This is a genomic window from Pseudomonas sp. UBA6753 (genome assembly GCF_002453565.1).
Classification (GTDB): domain Bacteria; phylum Pseudomonadota; class Gammaproteobacteria; order Pseudomonadales; family Pseudomonadaceae; genus Aquipseudomonas; species Aquipseudomonas putida_Z.
In genome coordinates this window covers 26,314-39,160 of sequence record NZ_DKHD01000030.1, presented here as the reverse complement: position 1 = coordinate 39,160, position 12,847 = coordinate 26,314, and the positions used below count along the sequence as shown (strand labels likewise).

General features: G+C 64.6%; 12 protein-coding genes. 4 read left to right on the top strand and 8 right to left on the bottom strand.

Annotation, left to right across the window (positions count from 1 at the left end):
• Positions 1–20: 20 nt before the first annotated feature.
• The 8 genes from ycaC to B2790_RS10805 all read right to left on the bottom strand — a co-directional run bounded on the left by ycaC (position 21) and on the right by B2790_RS10805 (position 9,521).
• Positions 21–641, bottom strand: a complete 621-nt coding sequence (gene ycaC, locus B2790_RS10840) for an isochorismate family cysteine hydrolase YcaC (protein WP_010951959.1) — start codon at positions 639–641, stop codon at positions 21–23.
• A gap of 124 nt (positions 642–765) precedes the next feature.
• Entirely contained in the window at positions 766–2,151 is a 1,386-nt protein-coding gene (locus tag B2790_RS10835; protein WP_025337671.1) for an aspartate aminotransferase family protein, read from the bottom strand.
• 12 nt (positions 2,152–2,163) lie between these two features.
• A complete protein-coding gene (locus B2790_RS10830) occupies positions 2,164–3,630 on the bottom strand; it encodes an NAD-dependent succinate-semialdehyde dehydrogenase (RefSeq protein ID WP_286918831.1) in 1,467 nt (488 codons plus the stop codon).
• A gap of 36 nt (positions 3,631–3,666) precedes the next feature.
• Entirely contained in the window at positions 3,667–4,686 is a 1,020-nt protein-coding gene (gene doeB, locus B2790_RS10825; RefSeq protein ID WP_025337669.1) for a N(2)-acetyl-L-2,4-diaminobutanoate deacetylase DoeB, read from the bottom strand.
• Positions 4,687–4,689: 3 nt separating this feature from the next.
• On the bottom strand, positions 4,690–5,880 hold the full coding sequence (gene doeA, locus B2790_RS10820) for an ectoine hydrolase DoeA (RefSeq protein WP_286918830.1): 1,191 nt from the start codon (positions 5,878–5,880) through the stop codon (positions 4,690–4,692).
• A gap of 36 nt (positions 5,881–5,916) precedes the next feature.
• Complete coding sequence (eutC, locus tag B2790_RS10815) at positions 5,917–6,909, bottom strand: ectoine utilization protein EutC (protein ID WP_286918829.1); 993 nt, start codon at positions 6,907–6,909, stop codon at positions 5,917–5,919.
• 31 nt (positions 6,910–6,940) lie between these two features.
• Complete coding sequence (gene eutB / locus B2790_RS10810; RefSeq protein WP_274119757.1) at positions 6,941–7,912, bottom strand: hydroxyectoine utilization dehydratase EutB; 972 nt, start codon at positions 7,910–7,912, stop codon at positions 6,941–6,943.
• A gap of 214 nt (positions 7,913–8,126) precedes the next feature.
• Positions 8,127–9,521, bottom strand: a complete 1,395-nt coding sequence (locus B2790_RS10805; RefSeq protein ID WP_286918874.1) for a PLP-dependent aminotransferase family protein — start codon at positions 9,519–9,521, stop codon at positions 8,127–8,129.
• Positions 9,522–9,760: 239 nt separating this feature from the next.
• Here B2790_RS10805 and ehuB point away from each other — a divergent pair, with 239 nt between their 5' ends.
• From ehuB to ehuA, 4 genes are all read left to right on the top strand, one after another.
• Entirely contained in the window at positions 9,761–10,615 is an 855-nt protein-coding gene (ehuB, locus tag B2790_RS10800; RefSeq protein WP_286918828.1) for an ectoine/hydroxyectoine ABC transporter substrate-binding protein EhuB, read from the top strand.
• A gap of 62 nt (positions 10,616–10,677) precedes the next feature.
• A complete protein-coding gene (gene ehuC, locus B2790_RS10795; protein ID WP_015268921.1) occupies positions 10,678–11,337 on the top strand; it encodes an ectoine/hydroxyectoine ABC transporter permease subunit EhuC in 660 nt (219 codons plus the stop codon).
• A complete protein-coding gene (gene ehuD / locus B2790_RS10790) occupies positions 11,334–11,990 on the top strand; it encodes an ectoine/hydroxyectoine ABC transporter permease subunit EhuD (protein ID WP_003256382.1) in 657 nt (218 codons plus the stop codon). The genes ehuC and ehuD overlap by 4 nt, the downstream gene beginning before the upstream one ends.
• 59 nt (positions 11,991–12,049) lie before the next feature.
• Positions 12,050–12,844, top strand: a complete 795-nt coding sequence (gene ehuA, locus B2790_RS10785; protein WP_286918873.1) for an ectoine/hydroxyectoine ABC transporter ATP-binding protein EhuA — start codon at positions 12,050–12,052, stop codon at positions 12,842–12,844.
• Positions 12,845–12,847 lie beyond the last annotated feature (3 nt).

The following is a 12,847-nucleotide window of genomic DNA, read 5'->3' as shown; positions in this document are numbered from 1 at the left end:
GGGGGGGCTTCGAGGCCGGATTACTTGGCCAGTTTGTTGTAGCTGGTCATCAGGTTGCGGTAATCCGGAATATGGTTGGAGAACAGGGTCCCCAGCCCTTCGATGTCGTTGCGCCAGTCACGGTGCAGTTCGCAGGCCACGCCGAACCAGGTCATCAGTTGCGCCCCGGCGGCCTCCATGCGCCGCCAGGCCGAGTCACGGGTCAGTTCGTTGAAGGTGCCGGAGGCATCGGTGACGACAAATACCTCGAAGCCCTCCTCCAGCGCCGACAGTGCCGGGAAGGCCACGCACACTTCGGTCACCACGCCGGCGATCAGCAACTGCTTCTTGCCGGTGGCCTTGACGGCCTTGACGAAGTCCTCGTTGTCCCAGGCGTTGATGTTGCCAGGCCGGGCGATGTACGGGGCGTCGGGGAACTGCTCTTTCAGTTCGGGCACCAGCGGGCCGTTGGGGCCGGTCTCGAAACTGGTGGTGAGAATGGTCGGCAGCTTGAAGTACTTGGCCAGGTCCGACAGGGCCAGGACGTTGTTCTTGAAGCGGTCGGGGTCGATGTCCCTTACCAGCGAGAGCAGGCCGGTCTGGTGGTCAACCAGCAGCACGGCGGCGTTGTTCTTGTCCAGACGCTTGTATTGGAAGGCCATGACGGTTCTCCTTGCTTCAGCGGGTTGGACTATCAGCGTAGGCAAGGATGCGGGGTGGGTGGGACCGTCAGTCGGTTCGCCTGCCGAGGCCGGCGATGGGGCCGCATGGCGGCCCCTGCAATGCTCAGCCGAGCACCTTGCCAGCCACCTCATCGACCGCCGCCTTGGTGATGGCGACGATCTTTTCGGCATCCTCCTGGTTCAGCACCAACGGCGGTGCAAAACCGAGAATGTCACCATGCGGCATGGCCCGGGCGATCATCCCGCGCTCAAGGCACGCTGCCGACACCTGTGGCCCGACTTTCAACGCCGGGTCGAACGCCGTGCGCGCCTCGCGATCGGCCATGAACTCGACCGCGCAAAGCATGCCGTCACCCCGTACTTCACCTACCAGCGGGTGGCCTTCGAAGGTTTCGCGCATGCGCCGGTTCAGGTATGCCCCCACCACTTCGGCATTCTCGGTCAGGTTCTCGCGCTCGAGAATATCCAGGTTGGCCAGCGCCGCCGCCGCGCAGATCGGGTGCCCGGAGTAGGTCCAGCCGTGGCCCATCGGGCCGGCCTTCTGCGAGCCTTCTTCGATCACGTTCCACACCTTCTCACCAACGATCACTGCCGACAGCGGCGCATAGGCGCTGGTCAGGCCCTTGGCCGTGGTGATCAGGTCCGGGCGGATGTCGTAGCGCTGGCTGCCCATCTTCGAGCCCAGGCGGCCGAAGGCGCACACCACTTCGTCGGCGATCAGCAGCACGTCGTAGCGATCGAGCACGGCCTGGATCGCCTTCCAGTAGCCCTTTGGCGGCACGATGATGCCACCGGTACCCATCAGCGGCTCGCCAATGAACGCGGCGACGGTGTCGGGCCCTTCGGCCAGGATCAGTTGCTCCAGCTCGTCGGCGCAATAGCGCACGAAGGCCTGCTCATCCATGCCGGCTGGTGCCTTGCGGTACCAGTGCGGGCAGACCGTATGCTTGACGCCCTCCACCGGCAGGTCGAAATGCTGGTGGAAGCTGGGCAGGCCGGTAAGGCTGCCGGTCATGATGCCCGAGCCGTGATAGCCGCGGTCGCGAGAGATGATCTTCTTCTTGAGTGGGCGACCGAGGATGTTGTTGTAGTAGCGCACCAGCTTGACCTGGGTCTCGTTGGCATCGGACCCCGACAGGCCGTAATAGACCTTTTTCATCCCGGCCGGCGCCCAGTCGATGATGCGGCTGGAAAGCTCGATGATCGCTTCGGTCGAGTGGCCGACATAGGTGTGGTAATACGCCAGCTCCTTGGCCTGGCGATGGATGGCGTCAGCGACCTCGGTACGCCCGTAACCGATGTTCACGCAGTACAGGCCGGCGAAGGCGTCGATCAGTTCGCGGCCTTCATGGTCACGCAGGCGGATGCCTTCGGCACCGGTGATGATCCGGCCCTTGAGCGCGCCGCTGGCGTGGTCATGGGCGTGGGTCGAGGGGTGCATGAAGTGGGCGCGGTCCTGTTCGAACAGCTGGCTGAAATCTTGGCTCATGGCAAACACTCCTTAGAACTGACCGTGGTGGTGCAAGCAAACGTATTTGGTTTCGACGAAGGGTTCGAAGCCTTCGCTGCCGCCTTCGCGGCCCAGGCCCGAGGCCTTCATGCCGCCGAACGGGATGGGGTGGCCGGTGAACTTGACGCCGTTGATCGCCACCATCGCGTGGTCGAGCCGGCGCACCAGCGGGTGCACGACATCGAGGCGGTTGCCGACGATGTAGGCAGCCAGGCCGTACTCGGTGTCATTGGCCATGGTGATGGCCTGCTCCAGCGTGTCGAACGGCATGACCCCGGCAATCGGCGCGAAGTTTTCTTCCTGGTAGATGCGCATCGCCGGCGTGACATCGGCAAGCACCGTCGGCTGGAAGAACCAGCCACCCAGCGCATGGCCCTCGCCACCGACCAGGCGCCGGGCACCACGCTGCAGGGCGTCCTCGACCCGGGCCTGGGTGGCATCGAACGCGGCCTGGTGCATCAGCGGGCCGACCTCTGCGGCCGTCTCCTCGCCATCGACCATCGCCGGGCCAACCTTCAGCGCCCGCACCGCTTCGGCGAAGCGCGCCAGGAATGCTTCGTACAACGGCCGCTGCACCATGATCCGGTTGGCCGCGCAGCAGTCCTGGCCAGACGTCTGGAACTTGGCGGCCACGGCCACCCGCACGGCCAGCTCCAGGTCGGCATCGGCGCAGACGATGAATGGCGCGTTGCCGCCCAGTTCCAGCGCCACTTTCTTCACATCCTGAGCCGCGGCTTGCAGCACCAGCTTGCCGACCCGGGTCGAGCCGGTGAAGCTGACCGTCCGCACGCGGCTGTCGCGCACCAGGGTTTCCATGGCCATCTGCGGCTCGCCGATCACCACGTTGAACACCCCCGGTGGGAAGCCGGCGTCCTCTGCCAGCTGGGCCAGGGCCAGCGCCGAGAACGGTGTTTCGTGGGCTGGTTTGACCACCACCGTGCAGCCGGCCGCCAACGCCGCAGCCGCCTTGCGGGTGATCATGGCGCTGGGGAAGTTCCACGGGGTGAGCAGCGCGCAGACCCCGACGGGCTCCTTCAGCGTACTCAGCTGGGCACCCGGAATATGGCTGGGGATGGTCTGCCCGTTGAGGCGCCGGGCCTCCTCGGCAAACCAGGGAATGAAGCTTGCCGCATAGGCGATTTCACCGCGTGCTTCGGCCAGCGGCTTGCCCTGTTCCTCGCTGAGAATGCGCGCCAGAGCCTCCTGGTGCTCGAGCATCAATTCGGCCCAGCGCCGCAACAGCGCAGCGCGGCTGTCCAGGCTCTGCTGACGCCAGGCCGGGAAAGCCCGCTGGGCGGCATCCACCGCGGCGACGATCTGCTCATGGTCGAGCAGCGGCACATGGCCGATGACCTGGCGGTTGGCCGGGTCATGCACGGCGACGCTGTTGCCACTGTGGCTGTGCAGCCATTGGCCATCGACGTGGCACAGGCTGTTGAATGGGTAGTGGTGTGACATGACTGTTCTCCATACCTCGTTGTCGTGGCGCCAGGTTCAGGCCAGTACGTCGGCGATCACCGCCAGGGTGTCGCCGCACTGCACCAGGCCGGGAAAGTGCCGGGCTGCGAGCAAGCCATTGCGTCGGGCGCGGTACTCGACCGGGGCGCTGCCGGTGCGGCGGATGTCATGGATACGGGCGATCACTTCGCCCTGGCTGACCGTTTCACCCAGGTCGCGGCACATCTCCAGCAAGCCGTCGTGCTCGCTGGCGATGAAGCAATCGCCATCGGGCATGTCCAGCAGGGTTGTCTCGCCCTGCTCCACTTCGCCGGCGAGGATGCCGGCGTGAATCAGCACATTGCGCACGCCGCGCTCCGCCAGGGCCACGCTTTTCGCCGTGGAGGTGCCACCACCGCCCAGTTCGGTGGTGATGAACACCTTGCCCTGCTCTTCTGCCGCGGTGTCGTACATCGCCTGCGCATCCAGCTCGAGCATGCGCATGCTGTAGGGCGCGGCGAAAGCCTGCATGCCGGCTTCACAACGGGCCTGCTGAGCCTTGTCGGGCAGCACATGGCATGCAGCGAACGGCAGGAAATCGAGGGTGCGACCACCGGAGTGGATGTCCAGGACGATATCGGCCAACGGCAGCAAGGTGCGGCGGAAATAGTCGGCGATCTTTTCCGTCACGCTGCCATCAGGCCGACCAGGGAAGCTGCGGTTGAGATTGCCCCGGTCGATCGGCGAAGTGCGGGTGCCCGCCTGGAACGCCGGTGTGTTCATGAACGGCACGATAATCACCCGCCCGCTTACCTGCCCGGCCTGCAGCTGCTGGGCCAGCTTGCTCAGCGCCACCGGGCCTTCGTATTCGTCGCCGTGATTGCCGCCCGTGAGCAAGGCTGTCGGGCCATTGCCGTTCCTGACCACCGTCAGCGGAATCATCACCGCACCCCAGGCCGAGTCGTCACGCGAGTACGGCAGCTTGAGGAAGCCGTGCTGCACGCCGTCCTGCTCGAAATCCAAGGTACAGGTGATGGGGTTGGCCACCGTGGCGGCGGCCTGTGCGATCGCATTCATGGGTCAGTCCTTCACGAACAGCTGGCGCGGCACGTTGCACAGGGTCTCGACCCCGGTCTCGGTGATGAGGATGCTTTCGGTGATCTCCAGGCCCCAGTCGTCCATCCACAGCCCCGGCATGAAGTGGAAGGTCATGCCCGGTTGCAGCACGCTGGTGTCGCTCGGGCGCAGGCTCATGGTGCGCTCGCCCCAATCTGGCGGGTAGCTGATACCGATCGGGTAACCACAGCGGCTGTCCTTGTGGATGCCGAACTTCTCCAGTACGCGGAAGAACGCCCTGGCGATGTCACCGGTGGTGTTGCCTGGCCGCGCGGCATCGAGACCGGCCGCAATACCTTCGACCACCGCCTTTTCGCCATCGAGAAAGTGTTGCGGCGGCTTGCCCAGGTACACGGTGCGCGACAGCGGGCAGTGGTAGCGCTTGTAGCAGCCGGCAATCTCGAAGAACGTGCCGGCGCCGCGGGTGAACGGTGAATCGTCCCAGGTCAGGTGCGGCGCGCTGGCATCCGCACCAGTTGGCAACAACGGCACGATGGCCGGGTAGTCGCCCCCATGGCCATCGACACCGAGGATGCCGCTGCGGTAGATCTCGGCCACCAGTTCGTTCTTGCGCATGCCGGGCTCGATGCGTTCGAGGATGCACCCGTGCATCTGTTCGACGATGCGCGCGGCGATACGCATGTATTCGATTTCCTGCGGCGACTTGACCGCCCGCTGCCAGTTGACCAGCCCGGCGGCATCGCTGAAACGCGCCTGTGGCAGGTGCTTGCACAGCGCCTGGTAGGCCGCCGCGCTGAAGTAGTAGTTGTCCATCTCGACGCCGATGCTCAGGCCGCCCCAGCCCTTGGCCAGAATCACCTCCTGGCACAGGTAGTCCATCGGGTGGCGCTCGCGTGACTGCACATAGATATCCGGGTAGCCGACGATGTTGTCGTGCTGCATGAACACCGTGCGCCTTGCGCCATTGGCGTCCTGGCCGCGGCCAAACCAGATCGGCTCGCCATCGAGCGCCAGCAGCACGCACTGGTGCACGTAGAACGACCAGCCGTCATAGCCGGTGAGCCAGGCCATGTTCGATGGATCGGTAACCAGCAAAAGCTCCAGGCCCTGTGCCTGCATGGCAACGCGGGTCTTGGCCAGGCGCTGGGCGTACTCCTGCCGACTGAACGGCAGGTTGACCACTGTCTGTGACATACGGATGCCCTTCTTGTGAGTGGGTTGTGAAAACTGTCAGCTGTGAAACGCCAGGCCTTTGTGGGCGGCGATTGCGCGTTCGAAGGCAAGGTTGGCGATGGCGGTGTCCTGGGCCCCGGTGCCGGTCAGGTCGCACAGGGTGACCTCGTCGGCCTGTACACGGCCCGGGTGCAGGCCGGCGATGATCTGGCCCAGCTCGGAATGAACGGCCTGCTCGCTGACCGCGCCAGCGCGCAATGCGTGGTGCAGCTCGCCCAGCAAGCGGGTCTGGCTCAGGCGGTCGGCGACATAACGATCAAGCCGGGCCAGGGCCGTGGGCGCGATCTCGTTCTTGTGCTCGGCATCCGAGCCCATGGCAGTGATGTGCAGCCCCGGTTGCAGGTGATTCGGCTGGATCAGCGGCTCGCGGCTGGGGGTGCAAGTGATGGCGATATCGACCGCCTGCATGGCCTGGTCGACACTGTCGCAGGCCTGTACCTGCAGTTGCCCATCACGCCCCAGGTCATCACATAACGCTGCGGTTCTCTGCGCATCTCGCCCCCACACCTTGACCTGCTCGATCGGCCGCACCAGGCGCAGTGCCTGCAGCTGCAGGCGTGCCTGTTCGCCACTGCCGATCAAGGCCACGCTGCGGCTGTCCTGCCGCGACAGCCAGCGTGCAGCTACCGCACCGGCTGCAGCGGTGCGCACGGCGGTGAGGTAGCCGTTGTCGAGGAGCAAGGCATCGAGCAGGCCAGTGCGGGCCGACAGCAGCATCATCATGCCGTTGAGGCTGGGCAGGCCAAGCTTGGGGTTGTCGAAAAAGCCCGGGCTGACCTTGATCGCGAAACGCTCCAGCCCTGGCAGGTAGGCGGTTTTCACGTCCACCTCGCCGTTGTGCTCGGGCACATCCAGGCGCAGGATCGGCGGCATTGCCACCTTGGCCGTGGCAAGCAGGGCAAAGGCCTGCTCGATGGCATCGATCGCGTTGCGGTCGAGGGTGATGCAGCTACGCAGGTCGGCTTCGCTGAGCAAGGTGATGGCCGGCATTCGAATACCTCCAGTGAAGGAAACGTGAATTTCAGGCGTCGCCGCCGTTGATGACGCGCTGATGCTGTGCGCTGTCGACGTTGCGCCCGCTGACCACCACCACGACCGGGCCGCGGGCCGTCACCAGGCCGTCGAGCAGCGCGGCGATGCCGACTGCGCCGGCACCTTCGAGTACCAACCGTTCGTGCTGGTAGGCGTGGCGCATGCCATTGGCGATCGACGCTTCCGGCAGCAGGTGGAGTTGGTCGAGCAGACGCTGGGTCATGCTCAGGGTGTGCTGGTTGCCCAGGCCGATGCCGCCACCAAGCGAGTCGGCGAGTGTCGGCAGCTCTTCTACCTCGACTGGCCTGCCGGCCTGCAGGCTGGCGTACATCGCCGCACCGCGCTGCATGCTGATGCCATGGGTGGTGATCGCCGGCTTTATGCTTTTCATGGCCAACGCCACACCCGCGAACAGGCCACCACCGGAGAGCGGAATCAGCACCTGCTCCACCTCGGGCAACTGCTCGATGATTTCCAGGCCCAGCGTGCCCTGGCCGGCGATGACCTGAGGGTGATCGAAAGGTGGAATAAGCGTTGCACCCTGTTGCTCGGCATGTTCTTGCGCGGCCTGTTGGGCATCGTCCTGGGAGTGGCCGACGATGCACACTTCGGCGCCCAGGTCGCGGATGGCCTGGACCTTGTTGGCTGGCACCAGTTGCGAAAGAAACACGGTTGCCTTCACGCCCAGTTGTGCAGCAGCGTGGGCCACCGCCCGGCCGTGATTACCGGTGGAGGCCGTAACCACGCCGCAAGCGCGTTGTTCCGCGCTGAGTGCGGCGATGGCATTGCTGGCGCCGCGCAGCTTGAAGCTGCCGGTGGTCTGCAGGGCTTCGAGCTTCAGGTAGACCGCCGTGCCCAGGTGCCGTGACAGGCTGGGGGAAAGTTCCAGCGGCGTGCTGCGCACCAGGCCGTGGATACGCTGGCGGGCGAGGTAGAGATCGTGAAGCGAGAGCGCTGACATGACCGGGACCCAACAAGTGAGCTGATGTTGGGCGGAGTGTATGAGGCGAAAATTGTCGTGATGAATGTACTAGGGCAATTTGCCGGGGAATTTGTTTTTGCCTGCCGCGGCCTCTTCGCGGGCACGCCCGCTCCCACAGGAATCGCGCATTTCCTGAACCCTGTGCCAAACCTGTGGGAGCGGGCATGCCCGCGAAGAGGCCGCTGCAGGAGAATTACAGTTCGTGGATCTGCGGATACTGCCCGAACAATTCCCGCATATCGCCAAAGGCCTGGCGCAACTTTGCCTCGGAACACTCGGCGCCCACGCACAAGCGCACGGCCCGTGGCCGCGGTGTACCGCGCACCAGGAACGGCTCCGGCGGCGTCACCGCAATCTGCCGGCGGCGCAAGGCACGCACCAGGCTGTCCACTTCCCAGCGCTCGGGAATGTTCAGCCAGGCACCCAAGGCATGGGCGTGCTGACCACGCACATAATCCCCCAGGTACTCACGCAACAACGCCTGACGCTCGCCCAGCAAAGTGCGCTGCAGCGCCACCAGCTGCGCCGCGCGCCCATCGATGATCCAGCGCGATGCAATCTCCGCCACCAAGGGCGTGGCCATCCAGCTGTTGACCCGCAAGATGCTCTCGGTGCGCAGCGCCAGGCGCTTGGGCATGGCCAGGTAGCCCACGCGCAGGCCGGTAAGCACCGACTTGGTCATGCTGGTGCAGTAGAACGACAGCTCCGGTGCATAGGAACTGAGTGGCCTGGCATGGTTGCCACCCAGTAGCGGCCCGTAAACGTCATCTTCGATGATATGCACACCAAAGCGCCGGGCAATTTCGGCAATCTCCTGGCGACGGCTGTCGGGCATCAGGCTGACGGTCGGGTTGTTGAGGTTGGGTGTGCACACCAGCGCGGTCACCCGCTCGTTGCTGCAGATGTCCTCGAAATGTTCCGGGTTGATGCCCTCGCGGTCCATCTCCAGGCCTTTGAGGGTAAAACCGAGCACCTGTGAATTGCCGATCACGCCATGGTCGGTCAACCCCTCGCACAGCACCACATCATCCGGCCCGGCCAGCGAGGCCAGGGCCAGGAAGATGGCGTGGGCGGCGCCGTTGGTGACCAGCACATCGTCACGCTCGACCTGCATGCCCAGGCCGGCAAGCCAGCGCACCGCGGCCTCGCGGTGGCTCTCGAAACCGGCGATGGGCCGGTAGGCATGGATCCACGGCTGCTCTTCTTCCACGGCCAGCTCGGCGCAGGTGTCGCGCCAGATGCGCTCATGCACCTGGGTGTGCAGGATGCGGGTGATGGAGAAGTCGACCAGGGTTCGCTCGGGCAGGTCGATGATGTCATCCGACACACGGTCGCTCATGCGCCGGCTGACGAAACTGCCACGGCCGATCTCGCAACGCACCAGGCCTTGCCGCTCCAGTTCCTTGTAGGCATTGGTCACGGTCTGCACGCTGATGCCCAGGGCATCGGCTACCTGGCGCTGCGGTGGCAGGCGCTGGTCATGTACCAATACGCCGCGCTCGATCTCGCCGGTGACGGCCTGGACCAGGATCTTGTATTTGGACTCGCCGATGCGGGCGGCGTCCAGGGCTGCCTTCCAACTGTGCATCATGATGTTCGCTTCACTTGCCGGGGCCAGGGTCACAGCATCCCCCGTACAAGTGATTCGGGCAATTGTCCTAGTGCAATGCAATGGCCGTTTCAGCTTTTGTATGCTCGGCCCAAGGTCGAACTCCCGCTGCCCGGCAGCTTCGAACAAAAGACCGACCTGCTTTCGCTGTTTTGCTCCACTGCCTCCTAACACAGAGCCGTCGACGACGGTTTTTATAACAAACAGGAGCTTCATTGATGAGCCAGCCTTTCAACGTTCCACGCCCCTTCCAGCGCCTGCTGATGGCCTGTGCCACCTTCGCTGTGCTTGCCAGCGCCCAGGCCGCCAGCCTGGACGAAATCAAGGAAACCAGCCACATCCGCATCGGCTACGCCAACGAAACTCCGTTCGCCTTCACCGAGACCGATGGCCGGGTAACCGGGGAGTCACCGGAAATCGCCAAGATCATCTTCGGGAAGATGGGCATCAAACAGGTCGATGGCGTGCTCACCGAGTGGGGTTCGTTGATCCCGGGCTTGCGCGCCGGGCGCTTCGATGTGATTGCAGCAGGCATGTACATCACCCCCGCACGCTGCAAGCAGGTGATCTTCACCGACCCGCAGTACGCCCTGCCCGACACCCTGCTGGTGGCACAGGGCAATCCGAAGAACCTGCACAGCTACGCCGACATCGCCAGGAACCCGGACGTGAAGCTGGCGATCATGGCCGGCACGGTCAACCTCGCCTATGCCCGCGACTCCGGCATCACGGATGCGCAGATCCTTCAGGTGCCGGACACCACCGCCCAGTTGCAGGCCGTGCGCGCCGGCCGCGCCGATGCTGCCGTGGGCACCCAGCTGACCATGAAGGGCCTGGCGAAAAAGGGTGGCGACAAGGTCGAGGCGATCAGCGACTTCACGGATGACCCGGCCCACACCGGCTACGGTGCCCTGGCCTTCCGCCCCGAGGACAAAGCCCTGCGCGACGCGGTCAACGCCGAGATGAAGAAGTGGCTGGGCAGCGAGGAGCATCTGAAGACCGTCGCGCCGTTCGGCTTCGACCGCAGCAACGTGACTGACAAGACCGCCGCCGAGCTCTGTGCCCAGCAGTGAATCGAGGTGGCATGGCGCTTGCCGTGCCATTCCCTGTGTAATCCGATTATTCAGGTCGAACCATGGGTGAATTGATACCGTTGTTACTGCAAGGCGCCTGGATCACCATCCAGGTCACCTTCTTCGGCTCGCTGCTGGCCATCGTCGCCGCGATCCTCGCCGCCCTCGGCCGGCGTTCATCATGGCGGCCATTGAGCTGGCTGTGCGTGGCCTACATCGAGCTGTTCCGCGGCACCTCGTTGCTGGTGCAGTTGTTCTGGCTGTTCTTCGTATTGCCGCTGCCACCGTTCAACCTCGAACTCAGCGCCTACACCGTGGCCATCGTCGGCCTCGGGCTGCATATCGGTGCCTACGGTGCCGAAGTGATGCGCGGGGCGATCAGCTCGGTGGCCAAGGGGCAGTACGAAGCCTGCACCGCGCTGAACATGCCCGCCACCACCCGCTTCCGGCGGATCATCCTGCCGCAGGCATTGCTGGCGGCCATCGCACCTGGCACCAACCTGCTGATCGAACTGCTGAAGAACACCTCGCTGGTGTCGCTGATCACCCTGTCGGACCTTAGCTTCCGCGCCCGTCAGCTGGACCAGGCGACCTTCCAGACCCTGGAAATCTTCAGCCTCACCCTGCTGCTCTACTTCGTCCTGGCGCAGGTCATCAACTTCCTCATGCGTCGGGTCGAACGGCGCCTGAGCCGCGGTCGCCTGCGGGGGAGCCTGTCATGAATTTCTGGGACTGGAACTACGTCGCGCAAATCCTGCCCGACTTGCTGCAGGCGTCGCTGAAAACCCTCGGCATCACCTTGGTTGGCTTCCTGATCGCAGTGGTGCTGGGCCTGTTCCTGGCCATCGCCCGACGCAGCCGCCAGGCCTGGCTGTCGTGGCCGGTGGCATTGCTGATCGAGTTCATCCGCAGTACGCCGCTGCTGATCCAGGTGTATTTCCTCTACTACGTGCTGCCCAACTACGGGGTCAACATGACGGCCATGCAGGCCGGCATCATCGGTATCGGCGTGCACTACGCCTGTTACCTGGCCGAGGTTTACCGTGGCGGCCTCGACTCGGTGGCGCGCAGCCAGTGGGAAGCGGTGGTCGCCCTCAACTTCGCGCCGTGGACCGCCTACCGGGCAGTCATCCTGCCCCAGGCGATTCGGCCGATCCTGCCGCCGTTGGGCAACTACCTGATCGCCATGCTCAAGGACACCCCGGTGCTGTCGGCCATCACCGTGGTGGAAATCATGCAGCAGGCCAAGAACGTCGGCTCCGAAAGCTTCCGCTACCTCGAGCCGATCACCCTGGTCGGTCTGTTCTTCCTGGCCTTGAGCGTCGCTCTGGCCTACCTCGTTCGGCGCCTTGAAGTGCGCCTGGAGCTCCGCTGATGATCGCCCCTGTGACCCACTTCGCCACTGCCACCGCCACCCAGCCGCTGGACACCCACATGCCCACACCGGCCATTGCCCAACCGATCGTCAGCTTCAAGGACGTGACCAAACGCTACGGCAGCTTCACCGTGCTCGACGGCCTCAACCTCGATGTCGCCCCCGGTGAAAAGGTGGCGATCATCGGCCCCAGCGGCTCGGGCAAGTCGACGTTGCTGCGGGTACTGATGACGCTTGAGGGCATCGACCAGGGCATGATCGAAGTCGATGGCGAATCGCTCACCCACATGCCCGGGCGCAACGGCGCGCAGCTCATCGCCAACGAGCGCCATGTACGCAAAGTGCGGGCGAAGATCGGCATGGTGTTCCAGAGTTTCAACCTGTTCCCGCACATGAGTGCCTTGCAGAACGTGATCGAGGCCCCAGTCCAGGTGTTGGGCGTGAAGCCGGCCGAGGCGCGCGAACGGGCTACCGAGCTGCTGGAGATGGTTGGCCTGGGCAACAAGTTCGAGCATTACCCCTCGCAGTTGTCCGGTGGCCAGCAACAGCGCGTGGCGATTGCCCGGGCGCTGGCGATGCGGCCCAAGGTGATGCTGTTCGACGAAGTGACCTCGGCGCTGGACCCGGAACTGTGTGGCGAGGTGCTGAACGTGATCCGCCGGTTGGGCAGCGAGCACAACCTGACCATGCTGATGGTGACCCATCAGATGGGCTTTGCGCGGGAGTTCGCGGACCGGGTGTGCTTCTTCTACAAGGGGCAGATCCACGAACAGGGGACGCCGGCGCAGATCTACGAAAACCCGCAACAGGAGCGGACCCGGGCGTTCCTGAGTGCAGTGCGGGAGGCGAACTGACCG